This window comes from Desulfofalx alkaliphila DSM 12257 (assembly GCF_000711975.1).
Lineage (GTDB): Bacteria > Bacillota > Desulfotomaculia > Desulfotomaculales > Desulfohalotomaculaceae > Desulfofalx > Desulfofalx alkaliphila.
Genome location: NZ_JONT01000008.1, coordinates 82,711 through 104,265, shown reverse-complemented (window position 1 = coordinate 104,265; position 21,555 = coordinate 82,711). Strand labels below are relative to the sequence as shown.

General features: G+C 46.3%; 26 protein-coding genes. 4 read left to right on the top strand and 22 right to left on the bottom strand.

The annotated features are described in order from the left end of the window. Nucleotides 1-32 precede the first annotated feature (32 nt). Genes BR02_RS0105995 through BR02_RS0105985 form a run of 3 tightly spaced genes read right to left on the bottom strand, consistent with a single transcriptional unit; the run spans nt 33 to nt 2,315 of the window. Nucleotides 33-1,535, bottom strand: coding sequence for a spore germination protein (locus BR02_RS0105995; RefSeq protein WP_031515181.1), 1,503 nt, complete (start codon nt 1,533-1,535; stop codon nt 33-35). Next, complete coding sequence (spoVAEA, locus tag BR02_RS0105990; protein WP_031515241.1) at nt 1,510-2,094, bottom strand: stage V sporulation protein SpoVABEA; 585 nt, start codon at nt 2,092-2,094, stop codon at nt 1,510-1,512. Before spoVAEA ends, BR02_RS0105995 begins: the two co-directional genes overlap by 26 nt. A gap of 23 nt (nt 2,095-2,117) precedes the next feature. Continuing rightward, nucleotides 2,118-2,315, bottom strand: a complete 198-nt coding sequence (locus tag BR02_RS0105985; protein ID WP_031515178.1) for a dodecin family protein — start codon at nt 2,313-2,315, stop codon at nt 2,118-2,120. 178 nt (nt 2,316-2,493) lie between these two features. Between BR02_RS0105985 and BR02_RS0105980 the strand changes: the two genes are divergently transcribed. Continuing rightward, entirely contained in the window at nt 2,494-3,780 is a 1,287-nt protein-coding gene (locus BR02_RS0105980; RefSeq protein WP_031515176.1) for a uracil-xanthine permease family protein, read from the top strand. 63 nt (nt 3,781-3,843) lie between these two features. Here BR02_RS0105980 and sigF read toward each other — a convergent pair whose 3' ends face one another. The 3 genes from sigF to spoIIAA are packed head-to-tail and all read right to left on the bottom strand — an operon-like array spanning nt 3,844 to nt 5,425. Further along, nucleotides 3,844-4,617 (bottom strand): RNA polymerase sporulation sigma factor SigF, encoded by a 774-nt coding sequence (gene sigF / locus BR02_RS0105975; RefSeq protein WP_031515174.1) that lies wholly within the window; start codon nt 4,615-4,617, stop codon nt 3,844-3,846. Nucleotides 4,618-4,630: 13 nt separating this feature from the next. After that, nucleotides 4,631-5,074 (bottom strand): anti-sigma F factor, encoded by a 444-nt coding sequence (gene spoIIAB, locus BR02_RS0105970; protein ID WP_031515172.1) that lies wholly within the window; start codon nt 5,072-5,074, stop codon nt 4,631-4,633. Nucleotides 5,075-5,086: 12 nt separating this feature from the next. After that, nucleotides 5,087-5,425, bottom strand: coding sequence for an anti-sigma F factor antagonist (gene spoIIAA, locus BR02_RS0105965; RefSeq protein WP_031515170.1), 339 nt, complete (start codon nt 5,423-5,425; stop codon nt 5,087-5,089). Between the two features lie 300 nt (nt 5,426-5,725). On the opposite strand from spoIIAA, the gene BR02_RS0105960 reads away from it, so the two are divergent. After that, the gene (locus tag BR02_RS0105960; RefSeq protein ID WP_034638944.1) at nt 5,726-6,913 is read left to right on the top strand and encodes a methyl-accepting chemotaxis protein; all 1,188 of its coding nucleotides are present in this window, start codon (nt 5,726-5,728) and stop codon (nt 6,911-6,913) included. Nucleotides 6,914-6,988: 75 nt separating this feature from the next. Here BR02_RS0105960 and BR02_RS0105955 read toward each other — a convergent pair whose 3' ends face one another. The 7 genes from BR02_RS0105955 to BR02_RS0105925 form a co-directional block, all read right to left on the bottom strand. Then, complete coding sequence (locus tag BR02_RS0105955; protein WP_031515166.1) at nt 6,989-8,161, bottom strand: D-alanyl-D-alanine carboxypeptidase family protein; 1,173 nt, start codon at nt 8,159-8,161, stop codon at nt 6,989-6,991. An 81-nt stretch (nt 8,162-8,242) separates the two neighbouring features. After that, entirely contained in the window at nt 8,243-9,559 is a 1,317-nt protein-coding gene (locus BR02_RS0105950) for a pyrimidine-nucleoside phosphorylase (RefSeq protein WP_031515164.1), read from the bottom strand. Next, the gene (locus BR02_RS0105945) at nt 9,559-10,749 is read right to left on the bottom strand and encodes a phosphopentomutase (RefSeq protein WP_031515162.1); all 1,191 of its coding nucleotides are present in this window, start codon (nt 10,747-10,749) and stop codon (nt 9,559-9,561) included. The genes BR02_RS0105950 and BR02_RS0105945 overlap by 1 nt, the downstream gene beginning before the upstream one ends. A gap of 54 nt (nt 10,750-10,803) precedes the next feature. After that, nucleotides 10,804-11,694 carry a site-specific tyrosine recombinase XerD gene (gene xerD / locus BR02_RS0105940; protein WP_031515160.1) on the bottom strand — a complete coding sequence of 297 codons (891 nt, stop codon included), beginning with the start codon at nt 11,692-11,694 and terminating at the stop codon, nt 10,804-10,806. A gap of 107 nt (nt 11,695-11,801) precedes the next feature. After that, the gene (locus BR02_RS0105935; RefSeq protein WP_031515158.1) at nt 11,802-12,080 is read right to left on the bottom strand and encodes a hypothetical protein; all 279 of its coding nucleotides are present in this window, start codon (nt 12,078-12,080) and stop codon (nt 11,802-11,804) included. 14 nt (nt 12,081-12,094) lie between these two features. Then, nucleotides 12,095-12,727, bottom strand: coding sequence for a stage II sporulation protein M (gene spoIIM / locus BR02_RS0105930; RefSeq protein WP_031515156.1), 633 nt, complete (start codon nt 12,725-12,727; stop codon nt 12,095-12,097). Nucleotides 12,728-12,846: 119 nt separating this feature from the next. Next, entirely contained in the window at nt 12,847-13,506 is a 660-nt protein-coding gene (locus tag BR02_RS0105925) for a hypothetical protein (protein WP_031515153.1), read from the bottom strand. Nucleotides 13,507-13,664: 158 nt separating this feature from the next. On the opposite strand from BR02_RS0105925, the gene BR02_RS15600 reads away from it, so the two are divergent. Continuing rightward, nucleotides 13,665-13,802 (top strand): hypothetical protein, encoded by a 138-nt coding sequence (locus BR02_RS15600; protein ID WP_169738576.1) that lies wholly within the window; start codon nt 13,665-13,667, stop codon nt 13,800-13,802. Here BR02_RS15600 and BR02_RS0105915 read toward each other — a convergent pair. Both BR02_RS0105915 and BR02_RS0105910 read right to left on the bottom strand, forming a co-directional pair. After that, on the bottom strand, nt 13,799-14,881 hold the full coding sequence (locus BR02_RS0105915; RefSeq protein ID WP_031515151.1) for a DUF3866 family protein: 1,083 nt from the start codon (nt 14,879-14,881) through the stop codon (nt 13,799-13,801). The genes BR02_RS15600 and BR02_RS0105915 overlap by 4 nt on opposite strands. After that, on the bottom strand, nt 14,878-16,011 hold the full coding sequence (locus tag BR02_RS0105910; protein WP_337999123.1) for a M20/M25/M40 family metallo-hydrolase: 1,134 nt from the start codon (nt 16,009-16,011) through the stop codon (nt 14,878-14,880). Before BR02_RS0105910 ends, BR02_RS0105915 begins: the two co-directional genes overlap by 4 nt. Nucleotides 16,012-16,251: 240 nt before the next feature. Here BR02_RS0105910 and BR02_RS0105905 point away from each other — a divergent pair, with 240 nt between their 5' ends. After that, the gene (locus tag BR02_RS0105905) at nt 16,252-16,416 is read left to right on the top strand and encodes an alpha/beta-type small acid-soluble spore protein (protein ID WP_031515147.1); all 165 of its coding nucleotides are present in this window, start codon (nt 16,252-16,254) and stop codon (nt 16,414-16,416) included. Between the two features lie 26 nt (nt 16,417-16,442). Here the strand turns inward: BR02_RS0105905 and BR02_RS0105900 are convergent, their stop codons facing one another. The 7 genes from BR02_RS0105900 to BR02_RS0105870 form a co-directional block, all read right to left on the bottom strand. Beyond that, nucleotides 16,443-16,997: a 2-oxoacid:acceptor oxidoreductase family protein gene (locus BR02_RS0105900; RefSeq protein ID WP_031515145.1), complete on the bottom strand. Its 555-nt coding sequence runs from the start codon at nt 16,995-16,997 to the stop codon at nt 16,443-16,445. Nucleotide 16,998: 1 nt separating this feature from the next. Next, nucleotides 16,999-17,745, bottom strand: a complete 747-nt coding sequence (locus tag BR02_RS0105895; RefSeq protein WP_207640987.1) for a thiamine pyrophosphate-dependent enzyme — start codon at nt 17,743-17,745, stop codon at nt 16,999-17,001. A 3-nt stretch (nt 17,746-17,748) separates the two neighbouring features. After that, nucleotides 17,749-18,813: a 3-methyl-2-oxobutanoate dehydrogenase subunit VorB gene (locus BR02_RS0105890; protein ID WP_031515141.1), complete on the bottom strand. Its 1,065-nt coding sequence runs from the start codon at nt 18,811-18,813 to the stop codon at nt 17,749-17,751. Continuing rightward, nucleotides 18,788-19,027 carry a 4Fe-4S binding protein gene (locus tag BR02_RS0105885; protein WP_034638937.1) on the bottom strand — a complete coding sequence of 80 codons (240 nt, stop codon included), beginning with the start codon at nt 19,025-19,027 and terminating at the stop codon, nt 18,788-18,790. The genes BR02_RS0105890 and BR02_RS0105885 overlap by 26 nt, the downstream gene beginning before the upstream one ends. A gap of 26 nt (nt 19,028-19,053) precedes the next feature. Continuing rightward, on the bottom strand, nt 19,054-19,743 hold the full coding sequence (locus tag BR02_RS0105880) for a nucleotide-binding protein (RefSeq protein ID WP_031515137.1): 690 nt from the start codon (nt 19,741-19,743) through the stop codon (nt 19,054-19,056). 220 nt (nt 19,744-19,963) lie between these two features. Continuing rightward, nucleotides 19,964-20,839 (bottom strand): hypothetical protein, encoded by an 876-nt coding sequence (locus BR02_RS0105875; RefSeq protein WP_238442412.1) that lies wholly within the window; start codon nt 20,837-20,839, stop codon nt 19,964-19,966. 9 nt (nt 20,840-20,848) lie between these two features. Then, nucleotides 20,849-21,547, bottom strand: coding sequence for a glycosyltransferase family 2 protein (locus tag BR02_RS0105870; RefSeq protein ID WP_031515133.1), 699 nt, complete (start codon nt 21,545-21,547; stop codon nt 20,849-20,851). Nucleotides 21,548-21,555 lie beyond the last annotated feature (8 nt).

Here is a 21,555-nt window from a genome sequence, read left to right as displayed (position 1 = left end):
AAAAAGGTGGGAGTTTTATTTTCCATGGGGGCCTACTGCTCATTCCTTTTGCCCTTTTCCTGCCTCTTCCATTGTTTTGGTTTCAAAATACTTGGCCGGGTATTCTGTACTGATACCGGGGTGCGTAAAAATATTGTTTTTATAAATTTGAAATTAAAGGGAATAACCGGCCATAGGTAGGGAATGCCAAAGGACTTGGTTTTGATTAAATATACCGTTACTATTAACATGGCAATAATTAGCCCCGGCAAACCCAGCGCCGCCACCGCAAGCAACAAAAACAAGCGCACTAAACGATTGGCCCAAGACAGTTCATAGCTGGGGGTGAGGAAGAGGCCAATCATTGCCACCGCAGTGTATAATACCACTTCAGCATTAAACAGTCCTATTTCAACTGCCATATCACCAATTAATATGGCGGCCACAATACCCAGCGAGGTGGTTAAGGGTGCAGGGGTATGGATAGCTGCCATTCTTATCCAATCAACAGCCAGCTCTGCCATTAAAAACTGCACAAACAAGGGTATTTTACCGACCTCGCTGGGCCCTATAAATTTTAGTGCCGGGGGCAATAATTGCGGTTGGACGGCAAACAAAAACCAAAGGGGCAACAAAAACACAGATACTATAATTCCCACATACCTTACCCACCGTACATATATACCGACGGTGGGGTTTTGTCGAAATTCTTCAACATGCTGCATGTGATCCCACAGTGTACAGGGTGCGATGATTACACTGGGGGAGGTATCCACCAAAACCAGCACCCTTCCTTCCAGCAGATGCACAGCTGCCACATCGGGGCGTTCAGTATAGCGCACCTTCGGAAAAGGATTCCAGTAACTGCCCGGGGTAATTAGTTCCTCCACCGCCTTTTCAGCCATGGGCAAACCGTCAATCTTAATGGCCCCAAGGCGTTCTTTAATCTCCTCAACGGTATCCGGGTTGGCCACCTCTTCTATGTAGCCAATTACAATATCCGTTTTAGAACGCACACCGCTTTGCATTACCTCAAAGCGAAGTCTGGGGTCCCGAATACGGCGTCTAATTAAACAGGAATTAAAAAGCAGGGTTTCTACAAACCCGTCCCGGGAACCACGCACCACCTTCTCCAAATCCGGCTCTTCCGGCATGCGCCCAGGATAGTTGCGCACATCAAGTACCAGTGCCTTATCTTCCCCGTCAACCAGCAGCGCCAGGGGACCTGACATGATATTTAAGATAATGGTATCAATTTCGTCTTCTGATTGTACCTGAACATGATTAATATGGGCGCTCAGCAACTTTTCCAGTGTATTAACGGCAATATCCTTACGCTGTAGTTCATCAAGATTGCGCAGTATAAGCGCCATAATCTCGTCCTTAACCATACCGTTGATATAATAGAGGGCAATTTTTTTACCGGCCACCGACATTTTTCGGCAAATAACATCGTAGCTTTTGTCCACACCCAACTTCTCATTTAATACCTTAATATTTATGTCGATATTTTTTGCCAGTCGGACCTCCTTATTTACCGATTCTGTCGCCACCATAACCACTCCTGTTTAAAACTTCCTGCAGCGCTTTTGTTGTGACCGGCGCTCCGTAACAAACATCATCGTAACCGCACATTTTGCCAATATCGCCAATGCCAATTACCACCGGAAAATCCAGCTCTTTTAGTATTTCAATTGTATCACCGTGCATGGTACCATTCCCCGGACACCTAAAGCCGTCTTTATCTACCGGACCCTCTATTATTTCTCCGTCATTGGTGATGGATTGATCCACCACCACACCTTCCACCCCTTCAGTGTTGGAGGCCACCGCCACCACCCCCAAAACCTCTATATCCGGATGCTCTGCTATATAGCGCAGGGCGCTTTCACCGGGGCCTTCCCCATGAAAGCCCCTGTCATCCAGCATTACCACCACAGGATCATGGGGCGCACGCATTATTTCTTTAGACAGTTGTTCACCTGTTAATCTGGTGGGATTGCCCCACGAGCAAGAGATACACCGGGCACCGATGTTTTTGGCGGCAGTTTCCACTGCTTCCTTTGCTATTCTGTCACCGTCTGTAATCAGAATAACTCTTTTTTTGTCCGCCAAACTGCCACCTCCAAAACATTGTGTTACTCAGAATATGAAATCTTCATGTTGGCTTTGTACCCTGTTAGGCGGCCATGTTCAACCTTTGCCTTTAGGCTGGTAATTTCTACACCGGTAATATTGTCAAAGCTTTTACTGGCCTCTGTAACGGCACTTTGCACAGCGGAACGCCAGCCGTCAGGGGATTCCCCACTTAATTCAATGACAAATGAATGGTGCATAATATTTTCCTCCCTTATGTGCAGATAGTAAGACCAATGGTATTATGTGTCATTATGAAAAAAATATACTGCACAAGGAAAACAATGAAATTTTTGTAAAGTCATATTCTATATATCTCCGTCTTTGTCAAAATTTTATGATAAAATAAATAAAAACCCAGAAAAGGTGGTAGCTAATTTGGCCGGTATTAAACTAAAGTATGGTTTAGATGAAAAGCCTCCCTTAATAGACAGCCTCTTATATGGCTTACTGTGGTTTGCCATCAGCTTACCGACGGTGATTATAGTGGGCAAGGTGGTGGCAGGATTACATTTCGGTGACCTCGGAACCCAAGTTCACTATATGCAAAAATTATTTTTTCTGGTTGCTGTCAGCTTGTTAATACAAATCTTCTTAGGACATAAATTACCCTTGGTTGTCGGTCCGGCAACCGTTTTATTAGTAGCAATCGTTGCCGGCCAAAATAGCACCATTGAAGATATTTATTCTGCCATTATGCTGGGGGGAGCTATTTTAGCACTGCTGAGTATTACCGGTTTATTCGCTAAGTTAGAAAAACTATTTACATCCAGGGTGGTTGCTGCCATTTTGATTTTAATTGCCCTCACCCTGACACCCACCATCTTAAATTTGATCTTAACGGTACCCCAGGCCGGCATGGAGCTTTTTCACCTCTGTTTTGCCTTGATATTTATAATGGGAATGTTTTTGGCTAACAAGTTATTAACGGGCATCTGGAAATCCACCTTAATTGTTTGGGCTTTGATTGCGGGCAGTTTAATTTACTTGGCTTTTGTGCCCCAATATGAATGGGTGGGTAGCTTTGAGTATAATACTTTCTCTAACTTTTTAAGGGGAACAGAATTTAGCTTTTCTTTAGATCTTGGGGTGCTAATTTCCTTTTTAATTTGCTTTTTAGCCCTTTCAATAAATGACCTGGGCTCTATCCAATCCGTTGGAAAGTTAATTAACCCTTCCAACATGAGTAAGAGAATTACAGTGGGGATTGCTGTGACCGGTTTATCCAATATGCTGGCGGGTTTTTTAAATGTGATTGGCACTGTCAACTTCTCCCTAAGCACAGGAATTATTGCAGCCAATGGCATCGCCTCCCGTTTTACCCTGGTTCCTGCGGCCATTGGACTTTTGGTAATCTCCTTTTTACCAAAGCTTGTTGCTTTTCTAGGAAACATACCTGTCTTAATCATAGGCATAGTCTTATTGTATATCATGTGTTCTCAGATTGCTGCAGGCCTAATTGTAGCCTTTGGCAGCAAAACTTTTACCTTTGAGGATGGCTTAATAATCGGTCTGCCTTTGATGTTGGGGATTATAGTGTCTTTTCTGCCAAGCCATGCCCTTAAGGTCTTTCCCCCTTTATTAATACCCATCCTTGGTAATGGCTTTGTAATAGGGACCCTGGCTGTGCTTTTTATGGAGCATGTAATTTACCGTCATAAGTAGGAATATAAGTAAAAAGGCGGACAGGAAGGTCCGCCTTTAAAAGTACAAAAATATATGCCTTGTCTAATTATTTGCCGCCAGCTGGCGAAGTTTTTTTAGTGCCTGCCTTTCCAATCTTGATACTTGCACCTGAGATAGGTCCAGACGTCGGGCAACCTCTGATTGGGTTAAATCCTCAAAGAAACGCCACAAAATAATTTTTCTGTCCCGTTCAGGCAGCTTTATTAACATCTCCTTCACCGCCAGGTGGTCTAACCAGGGGCTGTCCCCATCATCATCACTTTTTAGCTGGTCTAAGATATAGATGGGGTCGCCATCGTCTTGATGCAGGGTCTCATAAATTGAGGTGGGGGCTTGTGAGGCTTCCAGTGCAGTGACCACCTCTTCCCGGGTACAGCCAAGCTCTTCCGCTATTTCCCCAATATTCGGTTCCCTACCCATTTTAGCAGTCAGGCGATCTTTGGTAACCTGAATACGGTAAGCCGCTTCCTTTAGCGATCTGCTTACCTTAACCGGATTATCATCACGCAAGAAACGCCTTATTTCCCCAACTATCATGGGCACGGCGTAGGTAGAAAACTTGACGTCATAGGTTAAATCAAACTTGTCTATTGCTTTCATTAACCCAATTGTTCCTATTTGAAAAAGGTCTTCCAGTTCATAGCCACGGTTTTGAAACCGATGTACCAGGTTAAAAACCAATTTTAAGTTACAATTAACCAGCCTGTCTCTGGCTTCACTATCCCCCGATTGGGCTCTCTTTATTAATTTGCGCATCTCTTCATCTTTCAATAGGGGAAAACGGGGCAGGTTCATTTCCAGCAGTCTTCCGCTCATTATGTGCCCCGCCTTAATTTTCCGGGCCATCGGAAATATAATTTACTTTTTTAAATAGGAGAACCGTTGTGCCTTCACCGGGCGTAGATTCAACTTGGAATTTATCCATAAAAGACTGCATAAAAACAAAACCCAAGCCCATTCTCTCCGGATCAGAGGAATAGGCCGGTTGCAGTGCCGTATTTATATCTTCAATGCCCCTTCCCGTATCGGATATACTTATTTCAATACCGTCTTCTGTCAGTGACACCCTAAGCTCTACCTCTTGCTCTTCATCCCCCCCGTAGCCGTGCACAATAGCATTTGTTACTGCCTCGGAAACTGCAACTTTTATCTCTTCCAGATCATTTAGCGTATAGTCCTGTTGGGAGGCAAAGGCTGCCACCGCCACCCGGGCAAAGGCCACATTGTCTACAGTACTTTTAAACTGTAATCTAAACTGATTAATTAGTCTCAACCCAAACACCCCTTACCCGATTTTCCTCAAAGCCTCATCCTCATCGCTATATTCACTGATTATGGTTAGTAAACCCGAAAGTTCTAATACCCTTCTCACCTGGGGTTGTGGGCTGACAAAGGCCACTTTTCCACCCTGCTTATTTAATCTTTTGTAGCGACCCAGAATCACACCCAGCCCGGAACTGTCAATATAGTTTACGTCAGCAAGATTGAAAATCATATGCCTTACCTGGGATTGGTCCAGTATATTGTCTAAATCAGCCCTCAACTTATCGGCAACGGCAATATCAAACTCACCGGACAATCTGACAAAAAGAGTATTCTCCTCCAGTTCATGTTTCCAATACATAATAAAGCCCCCCAATTATTAATTGATGGATTTATATAGTATTCGGTTTGCAAGCGCTATTTCCTTCCATATATTACCACAATATATGTCGAATGGCAATAATTTATCAGTTGGATTTTGTGGTTTTTAAAAATTATGTATCCCAAGTTTGAAGGGTACTGATAAAAATTAGCTGTTTATGTTGATTTTTGGTAGTTACAATAGTATTATGAGTTGGATAGCAAAACTTGGCAAACCAACTTATATGTATTACATAAGCTTAAGTGCCGCCACAATTATTTAATAAGGGAGTGTTCTTCCATGTTTTTTAAAAAACCAGTTGCTGACAACAGTGTGGGGAGACGGATGTCAGACTGCCGTGCAGATTTTGTTTCTGCCATTACCACCTTTTCTCTGGCGCACACAGAGCTAATCTGTTTTTTGGCCATGCTCAAGGTGGAAGAAATAAATGAAAAGTCATCTGAAGTGGCATCCACCAGTCAAGAAATGGCTTCCATGACAGAAGAAGTTTCGGCCTCAATACAACAAATTAATAGCTCCATGGAGCAAGTTATGTTAAGTACAGAGGAAAGCATAAATAAAATCAATGAGTTAAACACAATCGGCGACCATGCTAAATCAGTGTTAAACGAAATGGTGGAAAACGCCAATCAGTTAAGCAATCAAATAAAACATATAGACAGCATCAGTCAAAATGTATCAGACATTGCGGATCAAACTAACTTGCTGGCCCTAAATGCTGCCATTGAAGCTGCCCGCGCCGGAGATGCCGGCCGGGGGTTTAATGTGGTGGCCGAAGAAGTGCGTAAATTGGCCGGCCAAACCAAGGAAGCCGTCAGTAATGTTAAGCAGACCTCTGATGAAATGAACACCCAATTTTCCACCACAGGCGACAACATTTCAAATGTACAGAAATCCTTTGAGCAGTATTTAGAAAACTCTAACAGTGTAGCTAATACCATTAGAGATATAACAGCACAATTTGATGAGTCCGGAAAGATGGTCGAAAGTATCACCGGCGCCATGGAAGAACAGGCTGCCATGGCCGAAAATTTAGCCGACATATCAGATGCGCTGGAAAAAAACTCTAAGTATATCAGTGAAATGCTGGCCCATGAGGGCGATTATCTCTGCAGCATTGTAAACCCGCACCTGGAAATTTCAGATGACGATTCCCTTTCTACCAAACTTGCCGGCTTATTAGTACACCATGCAAACTTCCTAAGAAAAGTCATGTCCGAAGCAGGCCAAGGGCTCGAGGTGCCCAATCACCACGAGTGTGCCCTGGGTAAGTGGTATGATGCCAACAGGGATAAGTACAGTAACAATAAGGCCTTTGTGGCAGTGGAAGAGCCCCATATAAGGGTACACCAAGCCGGCAAAAAGCTTTCAATGGCTCGCAAGTCCGAACATACAGAGGAATTGATGCATGCATCGGCAGATATGTTAAAGGCTTTTATTGAGATGCACAACAGTCTTACAAATTAAAAGGCTAAAACTTTGTATGCTCTCCCGGCATATAAATAACCCAGTGCCTACTAAAAAGGGCACTGGGTTTAATGTTTATTTATCCATTGTAAATACTTCGTTTATCACCTTGCCCATCAGCTGGAAAGGTGATGCTTTGCCTACATCTGTTGCCGCAACTAAATCTACTCTCAATAACTCATCCCCTTCTTGGGTAACAAGGTAGGTGCCCACCACCTGTCCCTTTTCAATGGGGGCCACCAGGGTCGGCAGCAGCTGAACCTCCCCTTTAATACCTTTATCCTGGCCCCGGGGCACAACCACGGAAATCCGTTTTGCCGGCACCACATCAACGGTATCTGCCATTGCCTTATCAACTTCCACAGATTGAATTTTTTCACCTTGCTCTGCCAGCACCACCGCCTGGTAGCGGGCAAATCCATAGTTGAAAAGTTTCATTGTCTCTCTAAAATGGCTTCTGGGTTCTTCAGTTCCCAATACCACAGATATCAGGCGCAGCTTGTCCCGTTCTGCAGAAGCCGCCAAACAATACTTGGCCTCATTGGTCCATCCGGTTTTACCGGCATCGCAGCCCTGGTACCACTTTAGTAATTTATTGGTATTCCAAAGTTTAAAATCCCCACCGCGTAAATCATACTCGTAAATACTTGAAATTTTTCTAAACAAGGGGTATTTTAATGCCTCACGCATGACAAGGGCCATATCCCTGGCGCTGGTGTAGTGGTTTTCGGCAGGCAGGCCCGTTGGGTTAACAAAGTTAGTATTTTTACATCCCAGCTCTTTGGCCCTTTCATTCATCATTTGCACAAAGGCCTCTGTACTTCCGGCCAGGTGTTCACCCACTGCCACACTGGCATCATTGGCTGACCCGGTGGCGATGGAAATAAGCAATTCTTCAAATGTAAGTTCCTCACCGGGTTCAAGATATATCTGCGAGCCGCCCATGCCGGCGGCATACTCACTGGCTGTAACAATGTCACTTAATTTAACCTGACCCTTGGCTTCTGCCTCACAGGCCAGCAGCATAGTCATTAATTTTGTAACACTGGCCATGGGTAAGGGCTTGTCCGGATTTTTGCTGAATATCACTAACCCGGAATGATAATCCATCAGAAAGGCGGCTTCCGCAGTGGTTTCCAATGGCGGCTTACTTTCGGCCCGCTGTTCCGGCTGCGCCCAGGCAGCAGAAATCATTAAACCGGTCAATAGCGATACTGTTACTACTATTGAAATAGCTCTTTTTAACATTAACCTTCCCCCTTTGGAATCTTCTTTCTACTTCCAATTATTATGTTTCAATGGGGCCCAGTTAATGTTTAGCATATTTTGTTAAATATTTTCCACCGTTATCAGGCCATGAATTAGTTTTTTGGCAGGCGGCTGCTGCTCACCGATCTTAAAACTGTTCATTAATATTTCTTTGGCCTGTGCCAATCTGTCTTCATTGTTGGTATAAAGGGAGGCCAGCCTGTCCCCGATTTTTACCGGGTCGCCCATTTTTTTATGCAGTATTAAACCGGCAGCGGCATCAATACAGTCTTCCTTGGTAACTCTGCCTGCACCTAAAAGCATGGCCACTGTACCCACTTCATCGGCGGCTATGGCTTGGACATAGCCGCTGCGGGGGGCAAGCAGATCCAGCTTATGTTTCGCCTGGGGCAAAAGCTCCGAATCTTCAACCAGTTCAACATCTCCCCCTTGGGCCGCTAAAAACTCTTTAAACTTGCTTAATGCAGTTCCATCATCAAGCAGATTGGCTAAATAGCTTTTGCCCTCTGCCGCGCTTTTTGTTACACCGGCCAGGGTAATCATCCAGGCACCCAACTCAAGGCAGAGTGTGCGTAAATCGGTGGGCCCTTGGCCTTTTAAGGTGTCGATAGCTTCTGCCACTTCAAGGGCGTTGCCCACTGCAAAACCCAGTGGTTGATCCATATCAGTTACCAGTGCCACAGTGTTTCGGCCCACATTGTTGCCAATTTCCACCATGGTCCTGGCCAAAGCAAAGGCATCTTCCAGGCTGCGCATAAAGGCACCGCTGCCCACCTTCACATCGAGCACTATTGATTGGGCGCCGGCGGCTATTTTTTTACTCATAATGCTCGAGCTAATTAACGGAATGTTGTCCACAGTGGCTGTAACATCCCTTAATGCATAGAGTTTTTTGTCTGCCGGGGCTAACTCTCCCGTTTGTGCCACCACTGCCACTTTGGTGGTCTTTAGCTGTTCTATAAAACTCTTACGGTCAATTGCAACATTAAAACCTCTAATGGACTCTAACTTGTCGATGGTGCCGCCGGTGTGACCCAGCCCACGGCCGGACATTTTGGCCACCGGTACTCCGGCCGCTGCAACCAGCGGAGCCAACACCAGGGTGGTTTTATCTCCCACACCGCCGGTGCTGTGCTTGTCCACCTTAGGGCCCGGTATTTCGCTTAAATCAAGCACCTCGCCGGACTGTGCCATGGCCATTGTTAAATCGGCTGTCTCCCGGGGGGTCAAGCCCTGAAAGAATACCGCCATTAGCCAGGCAGATACTTGATAATCGGGAATGGTATCGGCGGTGTAACCCTCAATGATGAATTTTATTTCTTCGGTGGTCAGTTCTTCACCTAAACGCTTTTTCTTAATTAAATCATACATGCGCATTATTTATCACGCTCCAACACCTCGGCTGCAAAGCTGACACCCACCTCTGCATTTAAGTTAAATAGGTCTGCAATGGTGGCTGCCACATCGGCAAATGTCGTTCTTACTCCCAAGTCTATTCCTTTTTGGGCTTGGGGGCTGTAAACCAACAGCGGCACATATTCCCGGGAGTGGTCAGTGCCTGCGGTGGTGGGGTCACAACCGTGATCTGCCGTTATTATCAGCAAATCATCATTTTTTAGTGTTGCCATAATTTCCGGCAACCTTTGGTCAAATTCCTCCAGCGCTTTGGCATAGCCCTGGGGGTCCTTGCGGTGACCATAGTTTTGGTCGTATTCCACCAAGTTAGTAAAAATTATACCCCTCTCATTTTGCCGTAAACACTCGATGGTGGTATTTATGCCCTCCACATTGCTTTTTGTTCTCATGGATTTTGTAATACCCCTGCCGGCAAAGATATCTTCAATTTTTCCCACAGCCCAAACATTAATATTTTTTTCCACCAACCTGTCCAAAACAGTGGGTTTTACCGGGGGTAAGGAGTAATCATGACGGTTGGCGGTTCTTTTAAATTTGCCGGGCTGCCCCACAAAGGGCCGGGCAATCACCCTGCCCACCGCATAATCACCGGTCAACATCTCCCGGGCTATTTCACAAATTCTATATAGTTCGTCAAGTTGAATTACATTCTCATGGGCAGCCACTTGAAACACACTGTCAGCAGATGTGTACACAATGGGACTGCCGGTTTGCATATGCTGCTGACCCAATTCTTCTATAATTGCAGTTCCGGAAGCTGCCTTATTTCCAAGTACCTTACGACCAATACGTCTTTGGTATTCCTCTATCAATTCAGTGGGAAAACCATTGGGAAAGACCGGAAAGGGCCGGTCTAAAATTATGCCTGCCAATTCCCAATGCCCAGTGGTGGTATCCTTGCCGGGTGACCGTTCGTTCATCTTGCCATAACCGCCTATCGGCGAAGGCTCCGGGGCAACACCGGGTATTTCTAAGATATTGCCCAGTCCAATCTTAGCCATGTTCGGTAAATTCAGCCCGCCAACTGCCTTTGCTACATTGACCAAGGTATTGCTGCCTTCATCCCCGTATTCATGGGCATCGGGCAATTCACCGATGCCTACGCTGTCTAAAATAATTAAGGTAATGCGATTAATACCATAATTGGACATATACACTACACCCCTTATGCAATTGGTAATTTAAAATTAATAAATCATAATTCATTAAGCCCTTGGGTGTGTCTGAGAATACACCTCTTTTAGCCTACTGCGGGTAAGGTGTGTATATATTTGCGTTGTGGTTATATCGGCATGTCCCAACATCTCTTGTACCGAACGCAAATCGGCACCGTTTTCCAGCAGGTGTGTGGCAAAGGAATGGCGCAGGGTATGGGGGGTAATCTCTTTTCCTATTCTCCCTTCCCGGGCATATTTCTTTATTATTTTCCAAAAACCCTGGCGGGTAAGCCTTCTACCGTGTTGATTAACAAATAAGGCTTTCTCAGTTTTTTTACCCTTAGTTAATTTTACCCTGCCCTGGGTTAGGTATTCTTGGACATGCTTTGTGGCAACCGAGCCCAGGGGTACAATTCTTTCTTTAGAACCTTTGCCTAAGCATCTGACATATCCAAGCTCTAAGTTTACATGTTCAACATCAAGGGATACCAGTTCGGTTACTCTTATGCCTGTGGCATACAAAAGCTCCAGCATAGCCTTATCCCGCTGACCCGCCGGCTGGGCCATTTGCGGTTGATTTAACAGTTTTTCTACTTCCTGAAAGGTTAAGACACGGGGCAGTTTTTGGCTTAATCGCGGTGATTCCAGATTGACGGTGGGGTCTAATGCTATAATGCCTTCATTGAGCATAAATTTGTAGAGCGCCTTTAATGCCGCCAACCTGCGGGAAATGGTGGCTGGGGCACGGCCGGACTTCTGCAGCTGCATTAAATAGCCAATAACATCTTTCTTTGAGGTGGCTGTAAGTGTAGTGATACCCTGCTGGCCTAGGTATTTAGTATACTGTTTTAAGTCCAATTGGTATGATGCCAGGGTATTTTTTGCCAGACCCCTCTCCACCGCTAAATACTGAATAAATACATTAATAGTCTTGTCCACCCAAAAACCCCCTTCAAGAAAAACTTAACATAATATATAAACTAAAAGCTTATGCCACCGGGTATGGCGGTTAGTAATTAATTCCACACTGTTTTTATAAATCCTTGTCAGTTGCCTGATTTTGAACCCCTGTAATAGTCCTTTAGTTTATCTATAAGGTCACCCTGCCCTTGACAGTTATCGTCATGCCTATGAACGGGTAAAATGTTTTCTATCCTCACCGGCATACCGCCGGGTTGTTCATTTTTTATGTCCCCGGGTACAGCCGTCGATTTTATTACATTTAAAAGTTGAACAAGCAAAAGTATTAAAATTGCCAGTACAAACATTAAGCGCAGCGCCTGTAGCAGCCGCCTTTTCAATTTATGCATTACCACAATAATCATTGTAAAGCCCCCTCTTAACCCCTAAAGAGCATTGCCGAGCCTTTAATAAACCAAGGTGTTATATATGCCTCCACAAATGCTGCCCCCACTGCCACAGTACAAAGGGCAGTCATTAATAGGGTGTAACCCAAAAAAGCCGGCCAGACAGCTAACCTGCTATTAAAGTACCTCTTTACTAACAGTATTGAGAATGCAATGGATGACATGGCCCCAATGATTAGGGCCGGAATGAAAAAAATGTTGTGGGGCAACATGGAAGCAGCGGCCAACAATGCACCTTCCCAAGCCCTTTGTTTGGTTAAAAAGGCAAAGGCAAAACCCAAGGCAAAGCCCCTGACAAATATCAAGGCCAACACCAGGGGTAGGCCTAATACCGTCAGTCCCGCAAAATATATAATTGCCAGCACCGCAACATTGTTGGCAATACCCAGCTTTACCGTTTGCTTGGAGTCAATTTGCAGGGCATTTGTCTGCTTTATAAAGCTCTCTAAATAATCACTTAACTCCTTGGCTTGTTCGGTTTTTAAAAAGTCTACCCCCAGTACACCTAAACAAGAGCCTGCGCTGAAAACCAGCATAACCAGGCCAAAGAGCAGCCAATTGGCGCGCAATGAGGCAAGCGACACCTTGCAAAAGCTTCCGGACATAGAAACGCCCCCTGTGCATATACCTGTCCATACATGTTATGCGCAGAGGGCTAAACTATAGAACTTTTAGTTTGAAAATAGTATTTTCATAGTTGGCTCTTCCTCACGGGCATAGCCCACTAGAACTTAGAGACAATTATTCTTGTTAAGTACTCAGCAGCCAGTATGTCTTCCAGGGAATTAGCCGATGCGGCCACCACAGCAATACCGCAATCCAGCGATTTAGCAAGGGATATGGCCCTTTCAGCACCGGCCGCAGCAGGATCTGGGCCTTTTTTATGCAAGGTGCGGGCAACGGTGGCTGTTAATACTGCCGGCGCACCGGCAGCCACCGCAGCATCATAGGCAACTCCGCCTGTGCCTGTGGCCGCAACCAGGACCCGCCCCTTTAAATCTGCCAGTTTGCTGGTTTCAGCACCCAGATTGGGTAAAACAGCACCCACCTTGGCTCCTGATTCTTTTATTCCATCAAGCAGCTTGGTGATATTTTGCATTCTCTCGGCATCGCTGCCCACCCTGGGCTCAGACACCAACACCAGATCGGTTCTTTCCTCCACCGCCCTTTTCCCTGCAATTAAACCTATCTGCTTCGGATTGGTTTTTACCGGACAATTGGCGTTATCAGGGGCAGAGCCGTATACAGCAAGAACCCCTGCATCTATGGCCGACTCACAGGTGGTGGACATATCGATAATATCAACTATCACCACCACCTGCCCGTTTTTGGCCGCAGCTGCCGCCCCGCTGGCGTTAACTGTCATGGTAACGGTAGGAATCATCTATCTTCCTCCAATGGCACCCCATAGGGCGCCTGTGTCTAGGGTACATTTTAGCGCGCCCAATAGAGGTGGACAATTATTTTTTACTAATATTAAAGCCTCTTTCATATACTAGGGTTAAACCGTTTCTAATATCTAATGTTTGAAAGGAGTTATCTATGGAGCCTGCCCAAATTTATATTTATAAAAACAGCGTCTATTTTCTTGGTAAAGTAAAAGACGTCCGCCGCATTATTGCTGAATATGCTAAGGCCTATCAGAGCGTAAAAGACTTAATTAATGCTAAGCTTAGTTAGTTTTGTTGATGAACCATTTGCGCGGCCTTTAAGCCGGCTGCGGCAGCCGAAAGAAAGAATTCCCTGTCCTGCTCCAGGGTTCGCCCCATGGTGGTTACCTTTATCCCGGCAGCCTTTAGGGCGTCAATACCCTTTGACGCCTCAAGGTAGACCACCCGGTGTTTCTCTAAGATACCGCTGTCCTGCAGCTGCTGTTGCAAGAGCTGGGCCCGTTCCTTTTCTAATTTAGGCACCGTTACCGTGCAGGGGGCCAGGGCCACCTTGCCTAAAGCGGTAACGGTATGGTGGCTCAGCCCGCGGTGCCTGGGCCGGGGGTCTGCAAAGCTTATCCGAGGAACAGCAAGGGCTCGGCCATCCAGTGAGTAAACCGCATTTACCACCTGGCCCTGTTCCAAGCCCGTATAACCGTATTTTGATCCCGTGCCCACAATACCAGGCCCCATGGCAACAACCGCCACATCTGCCTTTGCCACCGCCTTGGCAGCCAACAAGGCGCTGTAAATGTTTACCGCCTCATAGTCTCCGCCGAAGGCATGGCCGCTGGTAATAGTGGAGTCAATTAAGTTTTTATCCTTTAGTAACTTCACTAACTTGCTAAAGGAAATTGGCAGCGCAGCACCGTCAGTCATCACATAGGCAACCCGTAATTTAGTATCCACTGATTTAATGGCAGCTGCCACCGCAGGGAGCATGCTGTGCAAGGTGGCTGCCACCACCGGCATTTTCTCCAATGAGCTGGCCTGGCGCATGACTTGGCTGTGTTCGCTATCTTCTTCCTCAACTGCCAGCACCTTTACCTGGCAGGGAGTATACCTTAATTTCATAATGTGGCCGGCTTCCCGGCAGTCATGGCTTTCTGTAGAAAGGTTGGCCATAAGAAAATGGTTTCCGCCGGTGCCCAGCCTTTTATGCACCGCAGTGGTATTAAGCACAACGGTGTCTCCCACACGCACCGGCCCGGTAAGATGATGGTAGTTTACAGCCCTTTCTTGTACACCGTCAACTTCCACCAGCACCTCATCCACCCCGGGCCTGTGGCTAAGTTCTTTTATTACCTTACCTTGCCTAATGCGTATCAATGGCCTGCCTCCATATTAGCTACCTTCACTATTTCCACCACCATTGCAGCCACCTTACAGAGGTCATCTATGGCAATGTTTTCTTGGGTGGTGTGAACTTGATTCATGCCTATGCCCAGTATTGTACAGTAAATACCCTTGCCGTTTAATACGTTAGCATCGCTGCCACCGCCTGTGTGTTTATACTGCGGCTCTAACCCTAAATTACGGGCGGCACTGACAGCATATTGGACCACCTGATGCCGGTGGTCTATGTTAATTAAGTCATATTCTTTATCCACTCTTATATCAACTTCCGCTCCGGCGGCATCTGCCTCCTGCTGCATCACTTCACACATGTGTTTAGTTTGGGCTTCTAATTTATCCGGACTTTTACTGCGGGCTTCACCCTCTATTACCGTAACCTCCGGCACAATATTTGTCGCCTTGCCACCCCGGATAATACCAATGTTGGCTGTGGTGTCTTCGTCTATTCTGCCCAGCTTCATCCTTGCTATGGCCCTGGAAGCCACCTGAATGGAGTTTATTCCTTTCTCGGGGCTTTGCCCCGCATGGGCAGCCCTGCCCTTAAATGTTGCCACCAAGGAATTTTGCATGGGAGCCGAAGTGATTATGGTTCCTGGTTCACCGTCACTGTCAAGAACATAGCCCATTTTTGCATTTAATTTGCTGTAGTCCAGGGCTTTAACCCCCCTAAGGCCGCCCTCTTCCCAAATACTGAATACTATTTCCAGTCCTCCATGGGCAATCTTCTTCTCTTGGATCACCCTCACCGCCTCCAGTATCGCCGCTATCCCCGCCTTATCGTCTGCACCCAACACTGTGTCCCCCGAAGAGTATATTACGCCGTCTTTAATTAGCGGCTTAATACCCCTACCGGGCTCCACTGTATCCATGTGGGCGCTGAACAGCAAGAGCGGCCCCTTGCCGCTGCCGGGCAATTTTGCAATTAGGTTTCCGGCACTGGCTCCCACTTCTTTACCGGCATCATCCTCATAAACTTCACAAGACAAACTTTCCAGCTTTCCTTTTAAAATTGCAGCAATTTCCCATTCATCGCCGGACGGGCTGTCAATTTGTACCAATTGTAAAAATTCTTCAACCAATCTCTCCCTATTAATCAAAAACATCACCCCTGTAAAAAATTAAGAATCATATATACTAACATAACCCTGTAAAGTAAGATATAAACAAAACCAACACCGGCGGTCTTTAAAGGTTTATCATCAGGAAAATGTTAACACTATTTATTGCTTAATTCAACGGTTTTAACAAACATGCCATTCATTATATTTTAAACCAAATAAATAGTAATATATTATACCCCTTTATTTGTGATAATAATAAAAAAATAAAAAGGAGTTGACAGCATGGGAAAGATAATGTCATCTGAAATGAAACATATGCTGGCCAGGGAAATGGGAATTGAGCACAAAATCATCGGTGAGAATTCGGACTATGGCAATTTAACTTCAAGGGAATGCGGTTATTTTGTAAAATTAGCGCTGGCAAAGGCTGAGGCCATGATGAGTTAAAAAAGGGGCGACTATCGCCCCTTTTATTACCGTTTATTAAGATATTCTTCAGCCAGTTGGGCACCCCGCTCCAGTGCTTGCTGGTTGGCAGGGATCAAGTTATGCCTCCTTGGCGGTAGTACAACCTTTAAAGATTCAACAACCGAATCAATGGTCACCACACCGGTCAATTTTATTAGCGCACCTAAAATAACATTGTTTGCAATCCTGGCATTGCCGATTTCTTCGGCTATTTCGTTTGCCGGTATTTTCATTACCAACACATCATCACGGCTGACATCTTGCTTTACAATTGACGAGTTAATTAATATCCGTCCGCCCGGCACCACGGCATTTTCAAACTTATCCAGTGAAGGCCTATTCATTACTATTAGGGTGGTGGGCTCGGTTACCAGGGGAGAACTTATGGGTTCATCTGAAAGAGTAATACCACAATTGGCTGTGCCTCCCCGCATTTCAGGCCCATAGGACGGTATCCATGCCACGTGTTTTCCTTCCACCATTCCGGCGTAAGCCAGCAGTTGCCCGGTGGACAATACGCCCTGGCCGCCAAAACCGGCAATTAACACTTCCTCAAGCATTTTACTTCACCTCCGCCGGGGACTTGTATATTCCCAATGGATAATAGGGAATCATATTTTCTTGCAGCCATTTTAAGGCTTCCTTAGGAGACAAGCCCCAGTTGGTAGGACAGGTGGAAAGCACCTCCACCAATGCAAAGCCCTCTCCCCTTAACTGCACCTCAAAGGCCTCTTTGATAACCCTTTTGGCTTTATTAACATGAATGGGATCGTGCACCGATACCCTGGCCACATAAACAGCACCTTCTAAGGTGGTTAGCATTTCGGCCATTTTAACAGGGAAACCGGCTTGCTCCTTATCCCGCCCCTTGGGTGTGGTTGTTGTTATCTGACCTAAGAGGGTTGTGGGGGCCATTTGCCCGCCTGTCATCCCATATACTGCATTATTGACAAATATGGTGGTAAGCTTTTCCCCCCGTGCGGCGGCGTGTATGATTTCTGCGGTACCAATGGATGCCAAATCTCCGTCGCCCTGGTATGTGAATACCACCCTGTCCGGCAAAGAGCGCTTTATGCCGGTGGCCACTGCCGGGGCACGGCCGTGGGAGGCCTGAAACATATCCACATTAAAATAATTATATGCAAAAACCGCACATCCCACCGGACAAACACCCACTGTGTTGTCGGCTATATTCAACTCATCGATAACCTCCGCCACTAAACGGTGGATGATACCATGGGTACAGCCGGGGCAGTAATGAAATGGCTTATCGGTTAAAGCTTTTGGTCTGGTGTATACTTTCTTCATCATTTACTGCTCACCCCCTGACGCCAGTTTTTCTATCTGGGCTAAGATGTCGTTTACCATCGGTACCATGCCGCCACTGCGGCCATAGAAGTGCACCGGTTTAGCACCGTTTACAGCCAAACGTACGTCTTCCACCATCTGGCCCATACTCATTTCCACGGTCAAGAAACACCTTGCACTTTTAGCAGCCCGTTGAAAAACTTCGCTGGGGAAGGGCCACAAGGTAATAGGTCTTATAACACCCGCTTTAATGCCTTTGGCCCGGGCCTTATCCGCCGCCGATTTACAAATCCTAGCGGATGTGCCAAAGGCCGCTAACACCACTTCAGCATCTTCCAAACGGTACTCTTCCCACATTTTCTCCTTTTGAGATATTTCATGATATTTGGCAAAAAGCCTCTTATTTAGTTCTTCACAATCTTCCGGCACAATGTATAAGGAATTGATGATATTGGGAGTGCTGCGTCCCCTCATACCGGATGCAGCCCAGCTTTTTTCAGCTTGCTTTACCTCCTGCACCTTATCCAATTCCACCGGTTCCATCATTTGTCCCAGTATACCGTCCCCTAAAATCATTACCGGAGTTCTGTAATGGTCCGATAGGTCAAAGGCCTTGGCCATCAGGTCGATAATTTCCTGCACCGATGCCGGCGCCAAAGTAATCAGTTTATAGTCACCGTGCCCGCCGCCCTTGGTGGATTGAAAATAATCGCTTTGGGCCGGAGCAATGTTCCCTAAACCGGGGCCACCGCGCATTACATTTACAATAACACAGGGCAGTTCAGCACCCACAAGATAGGAGATACCTTCTTGCATCAGTGAAAGACCCGGGCTGGAGCTAGATGTTAACACCCGTACCCCTGCACCGGCAGCCCCATAAACCATGTTTATTGCAGAAACTTCACTTTCGGCCTGTAAAAAAACCCCACCTACCTCAGGCATACGCTTGGCTAGGTAATGGGGTAGTTCACTCTGGGGAGTAATGGGGTAGCCAAAAAAGTGACGGCAACCTGCCCTGATTGCACCTTCCCCAATTGCTTCATTACCTTTCATTAATACTTTTTTCACCTGCGGCTACCTCCCTTTCCACTTCAATTACAACATCGGGGCACATTCTTGCACACATGGCACACCCCTTACATTTTTCCTGTTTAATCACTGTGGCTGGGTGAAAGCCCATGGCATTGAAATGTTCTGCCAATTCAATGATCCCTTCAGGGCAGGCTGAGATACACAGTTCACAGCCCTTACAGCGTTCTTCACGAAATGTAACTCGCCCCATTTTCAACCTCCTCTGTTTTTAAAGACTTAATCTTCTCTTTTCCACGGCGGCAACATATAAAAGTTAAGTGGCAGCACAGGGGTTTTTAAGCCTGATTCAATTAACTGTGGAATTATTTCCCTGCGAGCAGCGGTAAACACCAGCTCCAGGCCCAAGGCATCGGCTGCATCACTGACAATTTTTTCACCGGCAAGCACGGTAGTGACATCAGTTTCAGCGCCCAAATTGGTATTGTTTACCAAGGCAGTGGCTTTCAAGCGGGAGTTCCTTTCAATGCCCTGCAGCATGTCTAATATACCGTCAACTGTACCTGTGAGCGGGCGGCAAGCATTAACCACAAAATATAAATTAAATCGCTCCGGCGGCAAAAAAGGTTTAAACCTGCCCAGGGCAATGGCGCCCACATCATCTCCGCCAACATCACAAACACAATAACCGTCTTCCATCTGCAAAGCCCCTCGAATAGCCGGAGAAAGTGCCGGCACATCAGCATTGGCCAAATCCGGCGGTGGTATTACCAACTTTAATCCACTGTCTGCCAAGCAATCCCTGGCCAGCCGGGTGCGAAAATAAGGGTTTATTATATCTAAATCCACCAGGGATACTTTGTTACCCCCTTTGGATAGGTTAACAGCAAAATTAATTGAAATCTCGGTCTTACCGCTTCCCAGGTTACCGGTGAAGATTGTGACCGGACGGGTAGGTACATCCAGCATTAAACTACACCCACTTCCATATGCTAAAAAATCGGCCTTATAACATAACACCCATATTGGCCGCCATAAATGGCGCCCCTACAATTCAAGGAAACATAGGGTTAATATAGTAATTATTTAGCCCCTTATTGCACAGCTAATAGTACTTCGACATTTATTCAGAAAATACCTTTTTATTTTGACAGTAAAAAAATGTCCGAATGTCTGACACATCCGAACACTATTTCCGGCCCAGTTGATCTAAATAGTTTAGTATTTTATTGTTAGCTATAAGCTGGGTTAAGGAATATTTTTCGGTAAGAACATGAAACAAAACCAGAAACAATAGGTAGAATAATTTAACGGCACCTTGCAGCGATAAGGCCGCCACCATACCTATCACCAAACCCAGGGCATTTGAACCGGTATCCCCCATCATCACCCTTGCCTTTAAATCCCAGGGCAAATAAAGCACAAGGCTGCCCATTATTAAAGCCAAGGGCAGTATATTATCGCTGCCCCACAAGAGGGCTGAAAAAATAACCGCCAGCAGTAAAAAACCTTTTGCGGCCCGCCCCGGACGCAAATCTAATAAATTGATGGTATTAATTGACAGTGCCATTATCAAGGTGCTGACGATAATATCTAGGGCCACTGAAAAGGTCCATGTTTCCGGGCGAAGATATGCCAAGGTAATCAGCAAGGCCAGCACACCGCCCCCCACTGCCTTCAGGCCGCCGGTGGTAAGTTTACCCTTTAGCAGCGCCTTTAGGTGGCCCCTCAAACCGGAATAGTCCCTGGAGCCCAGAAAGTCATCAACCAACCCTAAAAAGGTGATCACGGCAAGGCCCATCAACATTAACATTGCCCCTTGCCCCAACAGGCCCGGCAAGAAGAGATAATCTATTGTTAAACCCCCTATGACCACCAGCAGAAAAATAAAGCCCACTCCAACGGGTATAGACTCACCCTTGAAATTAGGCCTTACAAAACCGGAATGGCTAATCATTTCCACCACCGGTGCGGTTACTAACCAAGTTATCAGAGCACCAACCACCATGTTGAGCATGAAAAGAATACTGAAATCCACATCGGTAACCGGGTACAAATAATACACCTTCCCTTTTTAGCCGCCGGGCATTTTAGAATAACGGAACATGCATATGGCCAACTCTTTTGCCACATGAATAAACTGCTTGCCCCGGTGTTTAAAACCCGCCCAGTTTCGTCCTGTCTCAGCATGGGCCATGGGCACCGGAACCTCAATCACCCGGTAACCCAGGCGGGCCACCTTTATGGTCAAGCCAACCTCAACCCCGTAACCGGAGGCAAAGGGGACAACATCATTAACCACCGCCCGGGTCATGGCCCGTTGGCCGGACAGGGGTGCTTCCACCTCTAAAGCGGCAAAATGTTTAATTCCCCTCCGGGCCAGGCCCTTTACTAAGCCAAAGCCTGCCTTTTTATTTGACGGCGGAAATTTTGCCACCGTCATATCAGCTGCCCCTTCTAATACCGGAAGCAGCAGCTCCCGGCCATAATAAGAGGTTTCCCCTAAATCACCGTCTAAGAGCAAAATAATATCTCCGCTTGCCTCCTGAACACCCCGGGTTAAGGCTCCGCCCTTGCCCAGATTCTTCTTTAGCCTAATCACCCGGGCGCCGGCCTGCTGGGCCTTTACAGCGGTATCATCCTGGGAGGCATCATCCACAACCACCACTTCATTAACTTCCGGTATTTTGATAGCACCTAAGACTGTTTGGTAAATGCGCGTCCCTTCATTATAAGCCGGTATAACCACCGACACAACTTTTGTATCCATCATAACAAATA